The organism is Mycobacterium numidiamassiliense, from assembly GCF_900157365.1.
GTDB classification, from domain to species: domain Bacteria; phylum Actinomycetota; class Actinomycetes; order Mycobacteriales; family Mycobacteriaceae; genus Mycobacterium; species Mycobacterium numidiamassiliense.
Genome location: NZ_FUEZ01000003.1, coordinates 1,575,588 through 1,595,784 on the forward strand (window position 1 = coordinate 1,575,588; position 20,197 = coordinate 1,595,784).

Consider the following 20,197-nt stretch of genomic DNA (forward strand, 5'->3'; position numbering starts at 1 on the left):
GGCCCGTCGAGCTAGCCATGGAGTGCTCCTTGATCGTTTGAGCGCGCAGCCAGTTCGAAGCTGTAGCGGATGTGCTCGTTATGCCCATCCGGGACGACGGGAAAGATGAGCGGCGCCTCGACGTATCGGATCGCGTCCAGATGGCTGGCGACGTCCTCGACCGTCCACGACGACCGGCACACGCCGGGGCTCTCCGCGACGACCGCCCGGGCGACGCGACCCGCCAGCGCGATGAACAATTCACCGGTTACCGAGCAGGATTCGTGTGCGAGCCAAACCACCACGGGCGCAACGAGTTCCGAGCCCATCGGCGGGTAGGCCGAGGTGTCGATGCCCTCCGCCATGCGTGTCACCGCCGCCGGCACGATCACGTTGCACTGCACGCCCTCGCCGGCGCCTTCGAGCGCCGCGACATTGGACAACCCGACCACGCCGGCCTTGGCGGCCGCGTAGTTGGCGACGTGGTGGTTTCCGTACAGGCCACCGATCGACGACGTCAGCACGATACGGCCGTAACCCGCCTCGCACATAAGCGGAAACGCCGGCCGCACAACGTGGAACGCACCGCGCAGATGAACGTCGAGCACGGCGTCGAAGTCCTCGTAGCTCATCTCCTTCAGCGAGGCGCGACGGACGTTGCCGGCGTTGTGCACCAGGATGTCGATGCGGCCGTAGTGTTCGAGCGCGGTCGCAATGATCGCCTCGCCGCCGTCGGCGGTTGCTACCGACGCACTACATGCGACGGCCTCTCCGCCGGCGGCCGTGATCTCAACGGCCACCTGCGCGGCGGGACCGGCGTCGACGCCCTCGCCGTCCAGGCCGCCGCCGGCGTCGTTGACGACCACCTTCGCCCCGCGTGAGGCGAGCAGCTGCGCGTAGGCGCGGCCCAGCCCGCGGCCGGCCCCCGTCACCACGGCCACGCGGTCGTCGAACCGCAACTCGCTCACGAAAGCTCAAGGCCTTCCAGGTCACCCTTGGCGCGCCACTCGGCGATCAGGTCACCGAAGGCGTAAAAGCCCGGCGAGTAGAAATCACCGAGGAACGCACCATTGTCTTTGGCGCCACCCTGACCCTCATTGTTGTAATAGCCAGGGGTGCAGGACATCTCGAAGGCCGAGTTGTCGATCGCGAGTTCGGCGACCGTTTTGACCCAGCCGTCCTGGCCCTCTTGACTGGGTTCGACGGTGGTCGCGCCTCGTTTATGCGCCTCGGCGATGATGTAAGCGATGTGCTCGGCCTGTTGCTCGAACATCGCGGTGGTGTTGGCCGAGACGCCGCCCTGGATGAAGCCGGTGAAGAACTGGTTGGGGAATCCGCGGGTGGTAATGCCGTGCAGCGTCTGGTACCTGTCGTGCCAGTAGTCGAACAGCGACAGCCCGTCTCGGCCCTCGATGACGTCGACCGCGAAGCGCCGACTGATCTCCGTGGAGATCTCGAACCCGCTGGCGAATACGACGCAATCGACCTCGTACTCGACGCCGTTGGCGACTATGCCCTTTTCCGTCAGGCGTTCCACTCCCTTGGATTCCGACACGTCCACCAACGTCACGCTGGGCAGGTTGAACGCCGGGAGGTACGTCTCGCTCGAACACGGCCGCTTGCACATGAAGCGGTAGTACGGCTTGAGCGCCTCGGCGGTGTCGGGGTCGTCGACCAGCGCGGCCACGCGGCGGCGCAGCCGCTCCATGATCTTGTAGTCCTCTTCCTCCCGGATCGCCATGATCTCCTCGATCCCCAGCGAGGCGGGATCCGGGCTGGCGGCAATCCGGGCGGTCATGTTGCGGCCCAATTCGGTCCAGAAGTCGCACACCAGATCTGGTTCGCCGAAGACCACCCCCACAAACGGCGACCAGTTGTGGAAGTTGCGCTTGCGCTCCTCCTGCCAACCGGGCTGCAGAGCCGCCGCCCAGGCCGGGTCGGTGGGCGTGTTGGCGCGCATGTCCACCGACGACGGGGTGCGCTGGAACACGAAGAGCTGCTTGGCATCCCGGCCGAGATGCGGCACCAGCTGGACGCCGGTAGCCCCAGTGCCGACGAGTGCGACCCGCTTGTCGGCCAGCCTATGCAGGCCGCCGTTGGCATCGCCGCCGGTGTAATCGTAGTCCCAGCGTGCGGAATGGAACGCGTGGCCGCCGCTGTCCAGGTACTCCTTGATACCGGGGATACCGGGCAGCTTCGGCTTGTTGTATGAGCCCTGCGCCATCACCACGAACCGCGCGCGGATGTCGTCGCCGCGGTTGGTGATCAGTCGCCAGCGCTTGCTCGTCTCGTCCCAGCGCATGGTCTCGACCTGCGTTGAGAAGATCGCGCCGTCATAAAGGCCGAAGTGCTTGCCCATGGCCTGGCAGTGCGCGAAGATCTCGGCGCCGTCGGCGAACTTCTTGCTCGGCAGGAAGTCGAGCTCCTCGAGCATCGGGATGTAGCAGTAGGCGTCGTTGTCGCATTGGATGCCCGGGAAGCGGTTCCAGTACCACACTCCGCCGAAGTCCCCTGCCATGTCGATGACCCGAACATCCTGCACGCCGGCCTTTTTCAGGTAGGCACCCGACAACAACCCCGCGAACCCGCCGCCGAGGACGGCCACCTCGATGTCCTCGTCGATCGGGGCGCGGTCGGCCACCCGGGTGTACGGGTCCACCTCGTAGAGATCGGCCAGGTCACCGTCGAGTTCGAGGTACTGCGCGCCGCCCTCCTTACGCAGGCGCTTCTCGCGCTCCCGGGCGTATTTGGCCCGCATCGCGTCGATGTCGAAGTCGTCGGGCGTCTGCGTCGGCCCACAACCGTCCTGGTGCTTTTCCATGTCGGGGGTCATGCCCGGGGGGACTCCTCACCTGAAAGTTCCTGGGGCTCACCGGCGCCCATGTACCGCGACAATTGATAATGCAGATTGACCGTGCTGCGTTCGCGGTACGGATTGGGCTTGGTGCCGGGGAAACCGAGCGACTTCATGCCCTGCTGCACCGCGGCCATATTGGAGAAGTCTTGCGGCAGAACCGACCGCCACCTGGGGTCTCCGACCGGTGTGTATTCCCATTCCGTTTGGGGCTCTTGGCCTTTCGGGTACAGCTCAAAGACCGACACCTCGAAAATGCACTTGTCCGGGTTGTAACTGGGGTGCGGGCGCGCGCCGTAGCACAGGGCACTGGTCAGGCCCTGCCCGATCTGGAAGTTCGGGAAGATCTGCCACGCGGTGCCGGCCTGTCCGAGGACGTCGGCCGGAATCGTCGGCCAGATCACGCCGCGGGACTCGTCGTCGCGGCGCGCCGACGCCAGCCAGTGCTCGAGAACCTTGTCGGCCGGCGTCCCCTCGGGTAACTCGTCCACCAGGCGCTTGGCGGCGTTCACCAGCGTCTGGGTGGTGGTGGCATTGGTTTCTTCCATCGTGTACACCTGCATCTCCGCGGTCGACACACGCGGGTCGGCGCCGATGCCCAGGCGGATCTTGGACTTGGTGGCCTCCATGTCCTTTGGGGCGTCGTAGCCGATATGGCTGTGCTTGCCTTGGGCTTTCGCCCATCCCTTGAATTCGCCGAACTTATTAAACTCGGGATGCGTGGTGTAGACGTGGTAGGTCTCGTTGAAGGCCTCCAGCGCGACCTTCCAGTTGCAGTCGAAGGACAGCCACTTGCGCCACTTGTAGCGCATGTTCTCCAGGCCGAACGGATCGAGGATCTTTGCGGCAGGGAACAGGTAATCGGCCAGCGGCTCGCAGTCGGGGTCCATGTTGATCCACAACCAGCCGCCCCACGTATCGACGCGCACCGGCCGAAGGTGGGTGTTGTCCGGTGTGAGCGCGTCCTGCCAGTCCTGTTGTTCGCGGATGTGAGTGCACGCGCCGTCCAGGCCGTACGTCCAGCCGTGAAAGCCGCACACGAACGACTTTCGGGTGCGGGCACAGGCGTTCTTGGCGCCCTCGGGCGTGTCGATCAGCCGACGGCCGCGGTGCATGCAGACGTTGTGGTGGGCGTGAAATTCTGCCGCGCCGGTGCGCACCACGATGATCGAGTCGTCGAGAATGTCATAGGTGAGGTAGCTGCCCACCTCGGGCAACTCCTCGACGCGGCCCACCTGCTGCCAGACCTTGCGCCATAGCTTGTCGCGCTCGGCGCGGGCGTAGTCCTCGGAGATGTATGCCTCGACGCCGATCGTCATCGATCGCGAAAGTTCCTCGGGCGCACTGGCATTCGCATCTTTCGCTAGATCAGTCATCACATCCTCCTAATCTCCGCGCGGAAGGATTCGTCCTTGAGGAAAAGCGACGTGTTGTCGGCGCCGAGATGGCTCCACTTGAGGTCCAGCCCGCCATCGACGAGCAGCGTCTGGCCGGTGACGTAGCTCGACATCTCCGAGAGCAGAAACAGGATGGCGCCGGCCTGCTCCTCGGGGCGTCCACGCCGGCCCATCGCGATCGCCTGCCGGTCCCGCTCGGGGTCCTCGTCGACGTAGGTGCGCGAGGCCGCCGTCTCAGTGACGCCGGGCGCCACGGCGTTGACGCGGATTCCCGACAACGCCAGCTCGAGGGCCATCGTGCGGGTCATCGCCACCATCGCGGCCTTCGCGGTCCCGTAAGCGATGTGAAACGGCGCGGTGTTCATGCCGCTGATCGAGGAGATCGACACGATCGATCCCGGTTGTTGCTGCGCCACGAGTTCGGCCGCCACGGCCTGGCTCATGAAGAAGGCGGTTTCGAGGTTGTCGGCGAAGATCTTGCGCCAGTCGCCGCGCGCCACCCGGGTCGACGGCATCCATGTCGACGGCTCGGCGCCGCCGGCGACATTGACCAGGCCGTACAAGTGCCCGTCGGTGCGGCGCGCCTGCTCGATGACCGTGGCGATGCCCTCGTCGGTCGAGGCGTCGGCCGCGACCGGCACCACGGGCAAGCCCTGCTGTGCCAGCGGGCCGATGTGTTCGTCGAGGTTTTCCTTCGATCGGCTCACCGCGATCACCGTGGCGCCTGCGCGAGCGGTCATGGCGGTCACGGTCGTGCCGATGCCGCCGCCGCCGGCGCCGGAAACCACCACGATGCGACCGTCGAGCCCTAAGAGGGCGTCGTGATCGGCGAGATCGTCCATGACCTGCTTTCCCCCGCCGCGGAAGTCAATGCCGGCGACCGGATCTATTGCTCATTTGTCCGGACAAAATATCCCATTCTGTCCTTTGGAGAACACTATTCCGATCGGTGGACATCGCTGTCAAGGTCGGACCGACGCGGCCGGATGGCTATTGTCTGGACTAGTAGGAGTTGATAGCGTCCAGCCCAAACGGCCGACGGAAGGACTCGGCGAGCATGTCCATTTCACGGGCCATCTCATCGCAGCCATCGCGGTATGCGGCGACGCATCCAGTCGACGTCGCGCGCGGCTGGGAGCTCGAGCGTGTCACCGCGCCCAGTCGCCTGTTCGGCGCCAACGGTTTGCGCACCGGGCCGGACGGCCGCATCTACATCGCCCAGGTCACCGGCAGTCAGATCAGCGCGCTGGATCACCGCACCGGGGAACTGGTGACCGCCAGTCCCAAAGGGGGCGACATCGTGGCGCCCGACGACGTCGCGTTCGACGCCAGCGGGAACCTTTACGCGACCGAGGTGATGGACGGTCGGGTCAGCGTGCGGGATACCAGCGGTCGCACGAGCGTGCTGCGCGACGACGTTCCGTCAGCCAACGGCATCACCGTCCATCGGGGCCGGCTGTTCATCGGCGAATGCCGCGAGGGTGGACGGCTGCTCGAGTTCGACCTCGCGGGTGGGCCACCCCGGGTCCTGTTGGAGAACGTGCCCTCACCGAACGCGATGGAGGTCGGGCCCGACGGCCTGCTGTACTTCCCGGTGATGGGTGCCAACGAGATCTGGCGTATCGACCCCGACGGCGGCGAGCCGCAGTGTGTGGCAACAGGTCTCGGTGTGCCCGACTCGGTCAAGTTCGACGCACGGGGCTACATCGTCTCGACGCAGGTGGCCAGCGGGCAGGTGCTGCGGATCGATCCCCGCAGCGGCGAACAGCGTCTGCTCGCCCAGCTGAATCCGGGGCTGGACAACTGCACCTTCGTCGGCGACCGGCTGTTCGTCTCCAACTTCACCGGCGAGATCACCGAGATATCACCGGACGGCACAACGCAATCCGTGTTGGCCGGTGGGCTCAACTGGCCGATGGACCTGGCGGTGGGCCACGACGGTCAGCTCTACATCGCCGACGGCACGTACTTCTACGTCGCCCTGCCCGATGGGTCATTGCACACCGCGGGAATGTTGTTCAGCCCCGGCTATCCTGGATTCCTGCGCGGCGTCGCCGCGAGCGGGCCCGGCGAGTTCGTCGTCACGACGTCGGGTGGCCAGGTCGCCCGCTACCGGCCCGAGGCCTGCGAAACCGAGGTGCTGGCGGACGGTTTCGACCAGCTCTACGGTGTGGCCCTGAGCCCGGGCGGCGTGGTGTTCGCCGAGTTGGGCACGGGTCGAGTGCTGTCGCTGCAGTCGAGTGGTGTCGCGGTGCTGGCGGCCGATCTGCGCGAGCCCGTCGGCGTCGCGATCGATGCGGACGGGGTGTGTCTGGTGGCCGAGGCCGGGGCGGGGCGGGTGCTCCGGGTCGACGGGTCGAGGACCGACACCGTGGTCGCCGATCTGCAACGCCCGCAAGGCATTCTGGTCCAGGGCGGTGTGCTCTACATCGTCGACGCCGGTGCCAAGGAGCTGATCGCGTTCGACCTGTCCACCAACGCGCGGCAAACGATCGCCGCCGGGCTGCCGGTCGGTCCGCCGCCCGGTGTCACGCCCAAGCCGCTGCTGGGCATGCCGCCGTTTTCCGGGCCGCAGGGCCCCTTCGCCGGCATCACCGCCGCGGCCGACGGGACGCTGTACATCTCGGCCGACGGCGATGGCAGCGTACTGGCCGTGCGCCCGACACCGGACGGCCCCTGATGCCCCAGACCATCGAGGGCGACCACCGCTACCTGCAGATCGCGCGCACGCTGCGTAAGGAGATCGTCGACGGGGTCTACCCGGTGGGTTCGCAGCTGCCGACCGAGCACCAACTGTGCAAGCGTTTCGCGGTGAGCCGATTCACCGTGCGCGAGGCGCTGCGCCGGCTGCGCGAGGACAACCTGGTGGCGTCTCGGCCGCGGGCGGGGACCCGGGTTGTTCCGCGGCCGGCATCGAGTTCCTATGCCCAGGACGCGATGTCGATCGACGACCTCCTCGCATTCGCGGCCGGCGCGCAGCTGACCATCGAATCCAACGCTATGGTGACGATCGACGACGACCTCGCCGCTCGGACCGGGCTCGAGGTCGGCACCCAGTGGCTATCGGTGCGCGGTTACCGGCAGGCCGATGGTGCGTCGGTGCCGATGTGCCGGACGGAGTACTACATCAGCCGGACTTTCGCGGCGGTCGGCAGGCTGCTGCAACGCCATGCCGGCCCGATCTTCCCGCTGATCGAGGATCTGTTCGGCGTGAGCGTCGCCCAGTTGCACCAAGAGATTGCGGCCGTGCAGCTATCGCCGGAACTGGCCGACGGCCTGGGCGTCGAGGTGGGGACGGCAGCGCTGCAGATGCGCCGCACCTACACAACCTCCGACGGCGAGGTGGCCCAGGTGACGATCAACACCCACCTGTCGTCGAGGTTTCGGTACGCGATGACCATGCGTCGCGTGGATGGATGAGGCCGCCCGAGATGAGGTCGCGGTGATCACCCGGGCAAACACGGCAGACGCGTCGCAGGCATACCGGCGCGGGTTGTGGGTGCACACCACCCTGGCCGACGCACTGCGCGCGGCCGCCGAGACGTCGCCACGGCGAACAGCGCTGGTGGACAAGGATATTCGACTGGACTGCGTCACGCTGGACGCGCAGGCCCGCGCGCTGGCACACACGATGACGAAGCGCATGCCGACCGGCAGCGTCGTGTCGTTCATGCTGCCGAACTGGCACGAGACCGCGGTCATCTACCTGGCCGCGACGCTGGCCGGAATGGTGGTGAACCCAATCCTGCCGTCGCTGCGCGACCACGACCTGCGTTTCATCCTCGAAGATGCCAGCACCGCAATGATTTTCGTCCCGGACCAATACGGCGGCCACGACTATGCGGTGATGCTCGAACGCGTGACGGCCGGGATGAGCCGGGCGCCGGAGGTGGTGGTGCTGCGCGGCGGCGCCGATCCGCACACACCGTACGCGGCCCTGCTGACACCACCGTCGGGGAACGCGACGCTTCCGGCGCTGGATCCCGATTCCGTACGGATGATCCTGTACACGTCCGGCACCACGAGCCGCCCGAAAGGCGTCCTGCACAGCCATAATTCGATACACGCCCTAATCTGTCAGATCCGTGACCACTGGGCGATCGAACCTGGCGACGCGTTCCTGGTCCCGTCGCCGGTCGCCCACATCGGCGGCTCGATCTATGCATTCGAATGCCCGCTACTGCTGGGCACGACGGCGGTGCTCATGGACCGATGGGATCCTTCGGAGGCGGTGGCGCTGATGAACTCCGAGCGGTGTACCCACGTGGCGGGGGCCACGCCGTTTCTGCAGCAGCTGTTGTCTGCCGCCGAGCGCGCCGACACCCGCCTGGCCGACTTGAAGGTGTTCATCTGCGGCGGCGCCTCGGTATCGCCGTCGCTGATCCGGCGCGCCGCAGAGTATTTCGACCATGCCGTGGTCACACGGGTGTACGGCTGCACGGAAGTGCCCGTCGCGACGGTCGGCGCACCCCGGCCGGACGAGGCCGGCCACGCGGCGGACACCGACGGCAGGGCCGGTATCGCCGAGATTAAACTCGTCGCGCACCCTTCCGCGCCGGCCGGTGACGGAGAGATCTGTGTGCGCGGCCCGCAGATGCTATTGGGCTACCGCCGTCCCGAAGACAACACCGAATCATTCGATGCCACAGGGTTTTTCCGTACCGGAGATCTCGGGCGCTGGGCCAACGACCAGTACTTGATAGTGACCGGCCGAGTCAAGGACGTCATCATACGCAACGGCGAGAACATCTCGGCCAAGGAGGTGGAGGATCTGCTCGCCGACCACCCCGGTATCGCCGAAATCGCGGTCGTCGGGCTGCCGGATGCGCGCACCGGGGAACTGGCATGTGCGGTCATCGTGCCAAAGGGCGATCTGCGGCCGGACGTCGCAAGCCTGTTTGCACTCCTGCAACGCAAGGGCGTAGCGAAATTCAAGGCGCCAGAACAGGTCGTGATCTGGGAAGCCCTGCCGAAGAACGACGCGGGCAAGATACTCAAGCATCAGATCCGGGCGACGCTGATTAAGGATGGGTGAGATGCAGGTCGCAATCGTCACGGGAGCGAGCAGCGGTATCGGCTTGGGGTGTGCAACCAAACTTGCCGAGATGGGCATGGCGGTCGTCGGCACGGGCCGCGACCAGGATCGGCTCGCCGAGCTCGAAAACGCGGTCAACGACCCGGATCGCGTCGCTACCATCGCTGTCGACCTGACCCAGGACGACGCGCCGCGACGCATCGTGGACCTCGCGGTCGGCCGATGGGGTCACATCGACTTCCTGATCAATAACGCCGGAGTCGGCAGCCCAAAACCGCTGCACGAAACTGACGACGAAACGCTGGACTACTTCTTGGGTTTGATGCTGCGCGCGCCGTTTAGGCTCGCGCGCGACGTGCTGCCACACATGGAACCCGGGTCGGCGATCATCAACATCACGTCGACATTCGCGGTCATCGGCGGTCTGCGCGGCGGCGCGTACTCCGCGGCCAAGGGCGGGCTGACGGCGTTGACCACTCACATCGCCTGTCAGTACGGGGCATCCGGCATCCGCTGTAACGCCGTCGCACCCGGGGTGACGGTAACGCCGATGGTGGAAAAGCGTTTGGAGGACGAACGATTTCGCAAGATCAACACCGAGATGACGCCACATCAGCGGCTGGGCACGATTGATGACATAGCCAGCACCGTCGCCTTCTTGTGCTCGCCGGGCGGAAGTTTCATCAATGGGCAGACGGTCGTCGTCGACGGCGGATGGAGTTCGACGAAGTATCTGTCGGATTTTGCGCTTGCGTCGCAATGGATTACGCCGTAACGCAAACTCCGACGAGTTGGTTAGAGGTCGGCGAAATCGATGATTCCGCGAATGTTGCGGCCCTCGCGCAGATCCACGACCGCCTCGTTGATCTGGTCAAGCCGGTAGTGGCGGGTGACCAGCTCGTCGAGTTTCAATACACCCGCCTGATACATCGACAACAGCAACGGCACGCTCGTGCGCGGATTCATCCCGCCGTAGAGCGCTCCCTTGAGTTGTTTGGACGACAGCACCATCTCCTGCAGGATCAGCGGAACCACCGGCTCGGTGTAGGGGGTGATGCCGGTGACCACGCATGTCCCGCCCTTGCGAAGCAGCCGCATGGCCAACGGGATCAACTCCACGTGCACAACGCCGGGGGTCACGACGACGCGGTCGGCCATGACGCCGGTGGTGATATCGGCCACCAGCGGTACTGCCTCCTCGGCCGAAGCCGCGGTGTGCGTGGCACCGAAGATCTTTGCCGAATCCCGCTTGGACTCAATCGGATCCACTGCAACGACATAGGTCGCACCCGCCGCGCGCGCCCCTTGCAGGGCATTCATCCCGACACCACCGGTCCCGATGACGACCACGGTGTCACCGGGCTCGGTGCCCGCCGAAACTGTTGCGGAGCCCCAGCCGGTGCTGACGCCGCACGACACCAGTGAGGCGGCATGGAATGGGATCGCGTCGTCGATCTTGATGACGGACCTTTCCGTGAGCACCGCATATTCGGCGAATGTGCCGAGTTGACCGTAAGCCATCAGGTTTTCGTCGCCGAGATGCCGGCGACATGTTCCGTCGGTGGGCATCTCCCTCGAGAACAACGTTGCGCCGGCATCGCAGATGTAGCTCTGCCCGTTGACACAGAACCGGCAATTGCCGCACGCGGGAATGAACGACATCGCCACGTGGTCTCCCGGCTGCACCGTCGTCACGCCAGGCCCGATTTCTTCGACGACACCAGCGCCCTCGTGACCGCCGAGCATCGGGAACCAGTCCGGCTCAGGGATACCGGTTGAGGCGCGCACCTCTGGGGTCGGCAATACGTCCCCGGTTACCAGGTGGTCATCGGAGTGGCAGATGCCGGCAACGGCCATCCGTACCAGGACTTCACCAGCGTGGGGCGGATCAAGATCAACCTCGCGGATCTCCCAGTCCCTGCCGACCCCGCGCAGAATAGCGGCACGACACTTCATTGCAACCTCCTATTGGTGGTCTGAGCCTGCCGGCATTGATCCATCATCGCGCAGCCCTCAGCCTTCTTCGAAGTGGCGGCGAATGCCCGCCAGCATCTCGATGTGCGCCTTAACCCCTTCGCGGATGGTCACCGCGGCCAGCAACCGGGGCGCGGCGATCCGGATGCGCTCGGTGACCCGGGTGCCGCCACCGGACGGCTCGAAACTCACGGTCCCCCGCAACCGGACCCCCGGGGACTGGTCCGCCTCGGTCAGCACGTCCCCGTGCACGGGCACCTGCAGGCGGGCCCGGTAGGTGATCTTTAAACTTAACGGCCCCAATGGAATTCGATCCACCACGCGATAGCTCTGCCGGTATCCATCGGACGTCTCGGTGCGAGAAACCCTCTCGACCGACACGATCAGCGGGTGCACAATTCTGATGTTGTCCAGGTCGACGTAGAAGTCGCGCACCGCTTCGGGTGCCGCCGGCACTTCCTCGGTCAGCGTCCGCTCGGCGTGGGCCATCCACCAGCTCATAGCAGACAACCTAGCCCGGCGGGGTCGACGGGTTTACCGTTGACCCACGCGAGCAAGTGGAGACGCCATGAGCGACACGAACGGTCAAGTGGTCGAGCGCTATCTGGAATGCCTGGCGGCTCACGACTGGGATGGGCTGGCCGACACCATTGCCGAGGAAGGCCTGACCCGAGAGGGACCGTTCTGCGATCAGATCGAGGGCAAGGCGCGCTACCTCGCGTACCTTCGCAAGGTCATCACCAACATCGGCGGCCATCGGTTGACGGTGCAACGGGTTTCGCACGTGGCCTCCGGGCTGTCCTTCGCCGAGTTGACCGAGGAGTTCGAGATCGACGGTGCGCCCGCTCAATGGCCCGAATGCATTGTCTTCGAGCGTGGCGTCGACGGCCTGATCTCGCGGGTCAGCGTCTTTTTCAAGCAACCCGGGAGCAGCCCCGCCAACTGAACCGACGGACTATTCCCTGATTCGTGGGATTGACCTACTGTGTCATGGGTGGAGTCAAACGGAACCCCGGAATTGGTGCCCGTCGAAACATTGCACTCTGGCGACCCGATCACCGATTGCGGTCAGCGGTACATAGTTCTGGAATCGAAGGCCGTCAGCGACAGTTGCGTCGTCCTCGAACTCGAGTCCAGGGTGGACCACCAGCTGCAGGTAATCGAGAAGTCCTTCCCGGCTGGGTATCACGTCGGCAGGGCAAATCATCGAATTTTGTAGCGAATTCCTCGTAGCCCGAATAATGCGCGAGTAGCCGTCGGACGGCTACCGCGCATTTTTGCTTATTCGGCCCCAATTTCAATTAATCTTCGCGCGCCGGACGTTGGTCGTTGGGATCGTTCGGGTCGGGCTCGCCAAACCATCGCGACGGCTCGTGCCGGCCGTATTCGTCGTGCCAATCCCACCATTCGTACGGCGCGCTCTGCGGGTAGCCCGCCGGGGAGTCCTCCCACGTTTCCTGTCGCCCGAGCGCGGTCATGTCCAGGAAGCTCCACGTGGTGCCCAGCGCTTCGTCACCGCGGTTGTTGATGAAGTAGGTGCGGAACACCTGGGGCCCGTCGTGGATGAACGCGTTGGTGCCATGCCATTCGTCCACGCCGAAGTCGGCGTCGAAGCTGTCGGTGAGCGTGTACCAGGGCATCTGCCAGCCCATCCGCGCCTTCACCCGCTCGATATCGCGCTGCGGCGCACGCGAGACGAACACCAGCGTGGTGTCGCGGGCGTTCAGGTGGGCCAGATTCCCGATGTGGTCGGCGACCATCGAGCAGCCGCGGCAACCATGGTCGGGCCAGCCGTGGACGTCGGGGCCGAGGAAGGCGCGATACACGACGAGCTGACGGCGACCGCCGAACAGCCCCAGCAAGTTCACCTTCCCGTCGGGCCCGTCGAATTCATATGGCTTGTCGACGGCCAGCCACGGCATCCGCCGGCGAGACGCCGCCAGGGCATCATGGGCACGGGTCAGCTCCTTCTCCTTCACCAACAGCGCCTGGTGCGCGGCCGCCCACTCCGGGGCGGACACTATCGGGGGTGCATCCATTGCGATTCCCGCCTTTCTTTTTCGTGTCTTAATTCAGCGATGACAGGCCTGAAGCGGTGAGCAGATAGGCACCGTGTTGCCCGGGGCCGCGGCCGGCAATCTCCAAGACCGACTTTCCGACCTGCTCAGCCGAGAGCGGTGGCGGCCCGGTCCGGACAAACGTGTCCGCGCTGACCCCTTGCCGCTCCGCGTAGGCCGCAACGGCTTTGGCGCCGAGGTCGGTCAACGGCGTCAACCGCGGCAGCACGGAGACGAAGCTGATTCCCAGCGCGGTCCGATCCGCCTCTTCGGCGGCGTAGCCGGTGATGAACCGGACCGTGGCCTTGGCGCCCGCGTAGCCCCCGCTCAGCGGCGAGCCATTCAGCGCGGCGCCGCTGGACATCACGATCACCGAACTGCCCGGCGCCAGCGGGCGTCGCAGCGCATGACGAACCCAGTGAAATGCCTGCGCGACATCGACATTCCAGTTGCTGCTGAAGGTTTCCCAGGTTTGTTCCTGCAGCGGGCTCATCTGCGGGGTGGATCCCGCGGACAGCACCAGCGTGCGCGGCTGGTACTCGTCGATGACCCGCGCAGCCGTCGCCGGATCGGCGGAGTCGGCGACAACGGGGATGAAGGTGGGGCCGAGCTCGCGGCGCACCTCTTCAAGTCGTGCGCCGGTGCGCGCGACGCCGACGACCTGCGCCCCGGCGGCGGACAGTGCGGTGGCGATGGCGCGGCCAAATCCTCGGCTCGCCCCGGTGACGATCGCCGTGGTGCCGACGAGACCGTCGGCCTGGGTCGTCGTGGCTTGGTTCATATTCGTGCTCACTTCCTCGGTCAACTCCGGCATGGCTGGACGTCCACCAATTCAGATACGACCCGGCAGCGGAATTCATCGGTCCCGAGCGGACGGGGACCGATGAGTCTTGCCGGCCCACCGTCTCTGTATTGGAGTAGCGTTCGGCCCCCGGGATAGGAGAGCGACCGTGCCGGCTCAAGAGGATTTCATCGAGCAAGCGGCGCCGTTTCGCGCCGAGTTGATCGCGCACTGTTATCGCATGCTCGGTTCGGTGCACGACGCCGAGGATCTCGTCCAGGAGACCTATCTGCGCGGCTGGCGGGGTTACCAGGCGTTCGAGGAGCGGGCGGCGTTGCGGACCTGGCTGTACCGGATCGCGACGACGGCGTGCCTGCGCGCATTGGAGAACCGTGCCCGCCGCGTGCTGCCGGCCGGGCTGGGTGACAGCTCGATCGACCCGAACACCGGTCTGGAGGGCGGACCCGGCGCCTATCAGTGGCTCGAGCCGATCCCGGACGCCCTGATCCAGGCCCCCGAAGAGGCCCTCGCTGTGAAGAACAGCGTGCGGCTGGCCGTGATGACCGCGCTGCAGGAGCTGCCCGCGCGCCAACGAGCCGTCCTGATTCTGCGCGATGTCGTGCAATTCAGCGCCGCCGAAGTCGCCGAGCTGCTGGAAACCACGCCCGCCGCGATCAACAGCGCCCTGCAGCGTGCCCGGGCCCGCCTCACCGAGGTCGCACCCGCCGAGGAAGACACCGTCGAGCCCGGTGACGCCGCGAGCCGTGAATTGCTCGACCGCTACTGTGCGGCGTTCGAAAACGCGGACATCGCGGCCCTCACCGAGTTGCTGCAGGCCGACGTCAGGCTCGAAATGCCGCCGGTTCCCGTCTGGTTCACCGGCCGCGACACGGTCGTGGAGTTCCTCATCATCCGGGCCTTTGCCAAGGTCGGCGACATCGTGATGATCCCGACGGCGGCGAACGGACAACCCGCGGTTGCCGAATATCGCCGCAGCGCCGACGACGTGATGGCGGCCCATTCCATCCACGTCCTGAACGCGGGTGCCGCCGGGATCGCCGCGATGACCGTCTTTCTGGACCCCGCCCTGTTCTCCGCGTTTGGCTTACCGGCCAGCCGGTAAGCCATCATGGAAAGCGATAGCGCTTCCGTTTCTCTCTGCGAGCGCCAAACCTGTGCAGCCACCGATGTCAGCGCAGGGCCTACCTAGGCCACCTGTGGACAGGTTCGAGAGACGCCAGGATCATTAGGCGCGGCGAAGTGAACTTTGAAGGGTGACTGAATGAAGATTCCGGGTGTATCCAGCGTCGTCGCTGGTGTCACCGGCGGAGCGGCCCAAATTGTGCGAGCAGGCGTGTCGACCGCGGCGGGTGCCGCGGGCGCCGTCCAGCTGTTGGCCGGACCTGTCGGCGAGTTGGCCGGCCCGGTGGTGCAGTCCGTCGCCAACTCGGCCGGCCGAGCGCTGGGGATGAACAGCTCCCCGGACGGAACCCCCGACGTCATCCTTCCGCCGGTGCGCTGGCAGAGCGGCCAGCGCGTGCACCTGGACCTGGACCCGCTGCTGCCGTTCCCCCGCTGGCACGAATACTCCGCTGTCGTCGAGGAGCCGGTTCGCCGGATCCCTGGAGTCGCCAAGGCCCACGTCGAGGGCTCGCTGGGTCGTTTGGTGATTGAACTGGACGAGGACACCGACCAGACGGCCGTGCTGGACGAGGTGCGATCGACGGTTGCCGCCCTGGCCGGCGACCTGGTTTCGACGCGGCCGGAGTCGGTGCTCTCGGCGCCGTTCGCCGATCCCGGTAATCCGCTGGCGATTTTGGTGCCCCTGACCGCGGCGGCCATGGACTTCGTAGCGCTGAGTGCCGCGTTCACCGGATGGGTGGCCCGGCTGCCCGCGGCCCCGCAAACCACCCGGGCCGCGGCCGCCCTGATCAATCATCAACCGCGCATGGTATCGATCCTCGAGTCGCGGCTGGGTCGCGTGGGCACCGATATCACGCTGGCCGCGACGACGGCGGCGGCGAACGGGCTGACCCAGGCGTGGGGCACGCCGATTCTCGATCTGACGCAACGCACCCTGCAGATCTCCGAGGCGGCCGCACATCGGCGCGTCTGGCGCGACCGCGAGCCACACCTGGCCTCGCCCGACCGGCCGCAGGCACCGGTGGTCCCGGTCATCTCGTCGGCCAAGGCGGAGGTACCCAGGCACAACTGGGCGCCGGCCGCGGCCGGCGAGGCCTCGCACGTCGTGGTCGGCGGAGCCATCGACGCGGCGATGGACACCGAGAAGGGCTCGATGGCCGGGCCGGTGGAGAACTACGTCAACTCGGCGGCGAACGGCTCGCTGATCGCCGCGGTCAGTGCGCTGGTCGCCGGCGGCGGTGTCGAAGACGCTGCCGCCGCGATCGAAGCCGGAGTGCCACGCGCGGCCCACATGGGCCGGCAGGCGTTCGCGGCGATACTGGGCCGCGGCCTCGCCAACTCCGGGCAGCTGGTCCTCGACCCGGGCGCATTGCGCCGCCTGGATCGGGTGAAGGTCGTCGTCATCGACGGCGCCGCGCTGCGCGGCGATCATCGCGCCGTGCTGCAATCGTTCGGCGATGCCCCCGGCTGGGACGACGACCGCGTCTACGAGGTCGCCGACGCGCTCCTGCACGGCGAAGAGGCGCCCGAGCCCGACCCAGATGAGTTGCCCGCCACCGGCGCGCGGCTGAAATGGGTTCCACTGCAAGGCCCGTCGGAGACCCCCGCGCAGGGCTTGGAAAGCGCCGACCTGATGGTGGACGGCGAATGCGTGGGCCGGGTCGAGGTGGGCTGGGAAGTCGATCCCTACGCGATTCCGCTGATGCAGACCGCGAACCGGACCGGCGCCCGAGTGGTGCTGCGCCACGTGGCCGGCACCGAGGATCTGACCGCCAGCGTCGGCGCGACACATCCGCCCGGCACACCGCTGCTGAACCTCGTGCGTGAGCTGCGGATCGATCGCGGGCCGGTGCTGCTGATCACCGCTTTGCACCGCGACTTCGCCTCGACCGACACCCTGGCCGCTTTGGCCATCGCCGATGTCGGTGTGGCCCTTGATGATCCACGCGCCGCGACCGCGTGGACAGCAGACATCATCACCGGCACCGACCTGGCCGACGCGGTGCGGATCTTGTCGGCGATTCCCGTGGCGCGCTCGGCCAGCGAATCGGCTGTGCACCTTTCCCAAGGCGGCACAACGCTTGCCGGCCTGCTGCTGGTCACCGGTGAGCAGGACCGCCAGGGCAGCGGCTCGGTCAGCTTCCGTCGCTGGCTCAAACCGGTCAACGCGGCCGCCGCCACCGCACTCGCCGCCGGCACGCTGTCGGCCAGCAGGGTACTTCGGCTGCCAGACCCCACCCCGCAGCCACTCACCGCGTGGCATGCGCTTGACCCGGAGATCGTGTATTCCCGACTGGCCGGCGGAGCGCGCCCGTTGGCCGTCGAGACCGAATCGTCCTGGCGGCGCCGGCTCGACGACCTGTCCTACAGCCCCGCGTTTGCTCAGCTGCGCGGTCCGGCGACCACACTGGCGAAGCTGGCCGCGGCCACCAGGGTCGAACTCGCCGATCCGCTGACGCCGATCCTGGCTGTGGGGGCCGCCGCGTCGGCGATCGTCGGCAGCAACATCGACGCGCTGCTGGTCGGCGGCGTGATGACCGTCAACGCGATAACCGGTGGGACACAACGGTTGCGGGCCGAGGCGGCCGCCGCCGAGCTGTTCGCCGAGCAGGATCAGCTGGTGCGCCGTGTGGTGGTCCCGGCGGTAGCGACCACACGACGGCGGCTGGAAGCAGCGCGGAACGCCACCCGCACGGTCACGGTCTCCGCCAAGGCGCTGCGGCCCGGCGACGTCATCGACCTGGTCGCCCCGGAAGTGGTTCCCGCGGATGCGCGCCTATTGGTGGCCGAAGACCTCGAGGTCGACGAATCGCTGCTCACCGGGGAGTCGCTGCCGGTGGACAAGCAGGTCGACCCGGTCGCAGTCAACGACCCAGAGCGGGCCAGCATGCTGTTCGAGGGCAGCACAATCGTTGCGGGCCACGCACGCGCGATCGTGGTGGCCACCGGGGTCAACACCGCGGCACACCGGGCGATCTCGGCGGTCGCCGACGTCGAAACGGCGGCGGGAGTCCAGGCCCGGCTCAAGGAGCTCACCAGCAAGGTCCTTCCGCTGACGCTGTCCGGCGGCGCCGCGGTGACCGCTTTGGCATTGCTGCGGCGCGCGACACTGCGCCAGGCGGTCGCCGACGGTGTCGCGATCGCCGTGGCGGCCGTCCCCGAGGGGCTGCCGTTGGTGGCGACCCTTTCTCAGCTGGCCGCCGCCCAGCGCCTCACCGCGCGCGGCGTGCTGGTCCGTTCGCCGCGCACCATCGAAGCCCTCGGTCGGGTCGACACCGTATGTTTCGACAAGACCGGCACCCTCACCGAGAACAAGCTGCGCGTCGTCTGCGCCATACCGCACACCGCGATTCCGGACGAGCCGTTCCCGGACCGCTCCGATCCGGCGTCGGCCGCGGTGCTCAGGGCTGCGGGCTGGGCATCCACCCAGCCGCAAGAGGGACGCGGCCATGCGCACGCCACCGACGAAGCCATCATCACCGCGGCCAGTTCGCTTATCACCCAAAGCGATTCGGGATGGACGGTGCTCGCCGAGGTACCGTTCGAGTCCAGTCGCGGCTACGCCGCCGCGATCGGCACCCTGAGCACCGACTCCGGTTCGCCGGTTCTGGTCCTCAAGGGCGCCCCTGAGGTGGTGTTGCATCGCTGCCGCTTCGCCAATCCCGAGGCCGACCTCGAACACGCGGAGGCGGTGGTGCACAACCTCGCCGATCAAGGCCTGCGCGTGCTGGCGGTGGCGCAGCGCGACTGGCCCAACGGCACAGCCGACGACGAGGAAACCGACGTCGACGCTGTCGATGCGGCCGCCCATGACCTCGAACTGCTCGGCTACGTCGGGCTGGCCGACACGGCGCGCGCCTCGTCGCGCCCGCTGATCGAGGCACTGGAGGACGCCGGCCGCGACGTCGTGCTGATCACCGGCGATCACCCCGTCACCGCCCGCGCGATCGCCCGCCAGCTGGGCATGCCGAAGGATGTCCGGGTCGTCACGGGTGCCGAGCTCACCGGACTGGACGAGGACGAGTGCGCCAAACTCACCCGCGGCGTGCAGGTGTTCGCCCGGGTCAGCCCGGAACAAAAGGTGCAGATCGTGGCCGCCCTGCAGCGCAACGGGCGAGTGACCGCAATGGTCGGCGACGGCGCCAACGACGCCGCCGCCATCCGAATGGCCGACGTGGGTATCGGGGTCAGCGGCCGCGGTTCGTCGGCCGCCCGCGGCGCCGCCGACATCGTGCTGACCGACGAGGACCTGGGCGTGCTGCTGGACGCACTGGTCGAAGGCCGCAGCATGTGGGCCGGCGTTCGCGACGCGGTCACGATCCTGGTCGGCGGCAACGTCGGGGAGGTGCTGTTCACCATCATCGGCACCGCGTTCGGCCAGGGCCGCGCGCCGGTCGGCACCCGTCAGCTGCTGCTGGTCAACCTGCTCACCGACATGTTCCCCGCGCTTGCGGTGGCCGTCACGTCGCAGTACGTCGAACCCGACGTCGCCGAGTACGTGAGCGAGGAGGAGGCCGAAGAGCTACGCGCCTACCACCGTCGCGAGGTGCTGACCGGGCCCACGCCTTCGCTGGACGCGCCGCTGATGCGCCAGATCGTCACCCGCGGCGCCGTCACCGCCGCGGGAGCAACGACGGCCTGGGCGATCGGACGCTACACGCCGGGCACCGAACGCCGCACGGCGACAATGGGTTTGACCGCATTGGTGACGACCCAGCTGGCCCAGACGCTGCTGACCCGCCGGCACAGCCCGCTCGTCGTGGCGACCGCCCTGGGCAGCGCGGGCGTCCTGGTCGGCATCGTCCAAACCCCGGTCGTCAGTCAGTTCTTCGGCTGCACCCCGCTGGGGCCCGTCGCCTGGTCGGGCGTGCTGGGCGCGACGGCGGGTGCCACCGCGATCTCGGCGCTGGCACCGAACTGGCTCAACAAGACGATCGGCGTCATCCACCCGGACCCGCAGTAGGGTTACGCGACAAG

The 20,197-nt window shown here is 67.0% G+C and carries 16 protein-coding genes; 8 read left to right on the forward strand and 8 right to left on the reverse strand.

Annotation, left to right across the window (positions count from 1 at the left end; genetic code table 11):
- Positions 1-11 precede the first annotated feature (11 nt).
- The 4 genes from MNAB215_RS07360 to MNAB215_RS07375 are packed head-to-tail and all read right to left on the reverse strand — an operon-like array spanning position 12 to position 5,072.
- The gene (locus MNAB215_RS07360) at positions 12-920 is read right to left on the reverse strand and encodes an SDR family NAD(P)-dependent oxidoreductase (RefSeq protein ID WP_174604570.1); all 909 of its coding nucleotides are present in this window, start codon (positions 918-920) and stop codon (positions 12-14) included.
- Positions 921-943: 23 nt separating this feature from the next.
- Positions 944-2,812, reverse strand: a complete 1,869-nt coding sequence (locus tag MNAB215_RS07365; RefSeq protein ID WP_245830151.1) for a flavin-containing monooxygenase — start codon at positions 2,810-2,812, stop codon at positions 944-946.
- Entirely contained in the window at positions 2,809-4,209 is a 1,401-nt protein-coding gene (locus MNAB215_RS07370; RefSeq protein WP_077078116.1) for an aromatic ring-hydroxylating oxygenase subunit alpha, read from the reverse strand. The genes MNAB215_RS07365 and MNAB215_RS07370 overlap by 4 nt, the downstream gene beginning before the upstream one ends.
- Positions 4,209-5,072, reverse strand: coding sequence for an SDR family NAD(P)-dependent oxidoreductase (locus MNAB215_RS07375; RefSeq protein WP_077078117.1), 864 nt, complete (start codon positions 5,070-5,072; stop codon positions 4,209-4,211). The genes MNAB215_RS07370 and MNAB215_RS07375 overlap by 1 nt, the downstream gene beginning before the upstream one ends.
- Positions 5,073-5,287: 215 nt before the next feature.
- Between MNAB215_RS07375 and MNAB215_RS07380 the strand changes: the two genes are divergently transcribed.
- Genes MNAB215_RS07380 through MNAB215_RS07395 form a run of 4 tightly spaced genes read left to right on the forward strand, consistent with a single transcriptional unit; the run spans position 5,288 to position 10,040 of the window.
- The gene (locus tag MNAB215_RS07380; protein ID WP_077078118.1) at positions 5,288-6,910 is read left to right on the forward strand and encodes a Vgb family protein; all 1,623 of its coding nucleotides are present in this window, start codon (positions 5,288-5,290) and stop codon (positions 6,908-6,910) included.
- Positions 6,910-7,650 (forward strand): GntR family transcriptional regulator, encoded by a 741-nt coding sequence (locus MNAB215_RS07385; protein WP_077078119.1) that lies wholly within the window; start codon positions 6,910-6,912, stop codon positions 7,648-7,650. The genes MNAB215_RS07380 and MNAB215_RS07385 overlap by 1 nt, the downstream gene beginning before the upstream one ends.
- A complete protein-coding gene (locus MNAB215_RS07390) occupies positions 7,643-9,265 on the forward strand; it encodes an AMP-binding protein (RefSeq protein WP_077078120.1) in 1,623 nt (540 codons plus the stop codon). Before MNAB215_RS07385 ends, MNAB215_RS07390 begins: the two co-directional genes overlap by 8 nt.
- Positions 9,258-10,040, forward strand: coding sequence for an SDR family NAD(P)-dependent oxidoreductase (locus MNAB215_RS07395; RefSeq protein WP_083746028.1), 783 nt, complete (start codon positions 9,258-9,260; stop codon positions 10,038-10,040). The genes MNAB215_RS07390 and MNAB215_RS07395 overlap by 8 nt, the downstream gene beginning before the upstream one ends.
- Positions 10,041-10,060: 20 nt before the next feature.
- On the opposite strand, the gene MNAB215_RS07400 is transcribed toward MNAB215_RS07395, so the two are convergent.
- The gene (locus tag MNAB215_RS07400; RefSeq protein ID WP_281253290.1) at positions 10,061-11,221 is read right to left on the reverse strand and encodes an NDMA-dependent alcohol dehydrogenase; all 1,161 of its coding nucleotides are present in this window, start codon (positions 11,219-11,221) and stop codon (positions 10,061-10,063) included.
- 57 nt (positions 11,222-11,278) lie between these two features.
- A complete protein-coding gene (locus MNAB215_RS07405; protein WP_077078121.1) occupies positions 11,279-11,740 on the reverse strand; it encodes an SRPBCC family protein in 462 nt (153 codons plus the stop codon).
- Between the two features lie 67 nt (positions 11,741-11,807).
- Here MNAB215_RS07405 and MNAB215_RS07410 point away from each other — a divergent pair, with 67 nt between their 5' ends.
- Entirely contained in the window at positions 11,808-12,185 is a 378-nt protein-coding gene (locus MNAB215_RS07410; protein WP_077078122.1) for a nuclear transport factor 2 family protein, read from the forward strand.
- A gap of 48 nt (positions 12,186-12,233) precedes the next feature.
- Entirely contained in the window at positions 12,234-12,458 is a 225-nt protein-coding gene (locus tag MNAB215_RS07415) for a hypothetical protein (RefSeq protein WP_077078123.1), read from the forward strand.
- A gap of 82 nt (positions 12,459-12,540) precedes the next feature.
- Here MNAB215_RS07415 and MNAB215_RS07420 read toward each other — a convergent pair whose 3' ends face one another.
- Both MNAB215_RS07420 and MNAB215_RS07425 read right to left on the reverse strand, forming a co-directional pair.
- A complete protein-coding gene (locus MNAB215_RS07420) occupies positions 12,541-13,278 on the reverse strand; it encodes a DUF899 domain-containing protein (protein WP_077078124.1) in 738 nt (245 codons plus the stop codon).
- A 28-nt stretch (positions 13,279-13,306) separates the two neighbouring features.
- The gene (locus MNAB215_RS07425) at positions 13,307-14,110 is read right to left on the reverse strand and encodes an SDR family oxidoreductase (protein ID WP_425436408.1); all 804 of its coding nucleotides are present in this window, start codon (positions 14,108-14,110) and stop codon (positions 13,307-13,309) included.
- A 136-nt stretch (positions 14,111-14,246) separates the two neighbouring features.
- Here MNAB215_RS07425 and MNAB215_RS07430 point away from each other — a divergent pair, with 136 nt between their 5' ends.
- Together MNAB215_RS07430 and MNAB215_RS07435 are read left to right on the forward strand one after the other, a co-directional pair.
- A complete protein-coding gene (locus MNAB215_RS07430; RefSeq protein ID WP_077078125.1) occupies positions 14,247-15,200 on the forward strand; it encodes a sigma-70 family RNA polymerase sigma factor in 954 nt (317 codons plus the stop codon).
- A gap of 159 nt (positions 15,201-15,359) precedes the next feature.
- Complete coding sequence (locus MNAB215_RS07435; RefSeq protein ID WP_077078126.1) at positions 15,360-20,183, forward strand: cation-translocating P-type ATPase; 4,824 nt, start codon at positions 15,360-15,362, stop codon at positions 20,181-20,183.
- Positions 20,184-20,197: the final 14 nt, after the last annotated feature.

Coding starts and splice junctions, on each gene's coding strand:
- MNAB215_RS07365 (WP_245830151.1), bottom strand. CDS start 2,812: ATGACCCCCGACATGGAAAAGCACCAGGACGGTTGTGGGCCGACGCAG.
- MNAB215_RS07370 (WP_077078116.1), bottom strand. CDS start 4,209: ATGACTGATCTAGCGAAAGATGCGAATGCCAGTGCGCCCGAGGAACTT.
- MNAB215_RS07375 (WP_077078117.1), bottom strand. CDS start 5,072: ATGGACGATCTCGCCGATCACGACGCCCTCTTAGGGCTCGACGGTCGC.
- MNAB215_RS07380 (WP_077078118.1), top strand. CDS start 5,288: ATGTCCATTTCACGGGCCATCTCATCGCAGCCATCGCGGTATGCGGCG.
- MNAB215_RS07385 (WP_077078119.1), top strand. CDS start 6,910: ATGCCCCAGACCATCGAGGGCGACCACCGCTACCTGCAGATCGCGCGC.
- MNAB215_RS07390 (WP_077078120.1), top strand. CDS start 7,643: ATGGATGAGGCCGCCCGAGATGAGGTCGCGGTGATCACCCGGGCAAAC.
- MNAB215_RS07395 (WP_083746028.1), top strand. CDS start 9,258: ATGGGTGAGATGCAGGTCGCAATCGTCACGGGAGCGAGCAGCGGTATC.
- MNAB215_RS07400 (WP_281253290.1), bottom strand. CDS start 11,221: ATGAAGTGTCGTGCCGCTATTCTGCGCGGGGTCGGCAGGGACTGGGAG.
- MNAB215_RS07405 (WP_077078121.1), bottom strand. CDS start 11,740: ATGAGCTGGTGGATGGCCCACGCCGAGCGGACGCTGACCGAGGAAGTG.
- MNAB215_RS07410 (WP_077078122.1), top strand. CDS start 11,808: ATGAGCGACACGAACGGTCAAGTGGTCGAGCGCTATCTGGAATGCCTG.
- MNAB215_RS07420 (WP_077078124.1), bottom strand. CDS start 13,278: ATGGATGCACCCCCGATAGTGTCCGCCCCGGAGTGGGCGGCCGCGCAC.
- MNAB215_RS07425 (WP_425436408.1), bottom strand. CDS start 14,110: ATGCCGGAGTTGACCGAGGAAGTGAGCACGAATATGAACCAAGCCACG.
- MNAB215_RS07435 (WP_077078126.1), top strand. CDS start 15,360: ATGAAGATTCCGGGTGTATCCAGCGTCGTCGCTGGTGTCACCGGCGGA.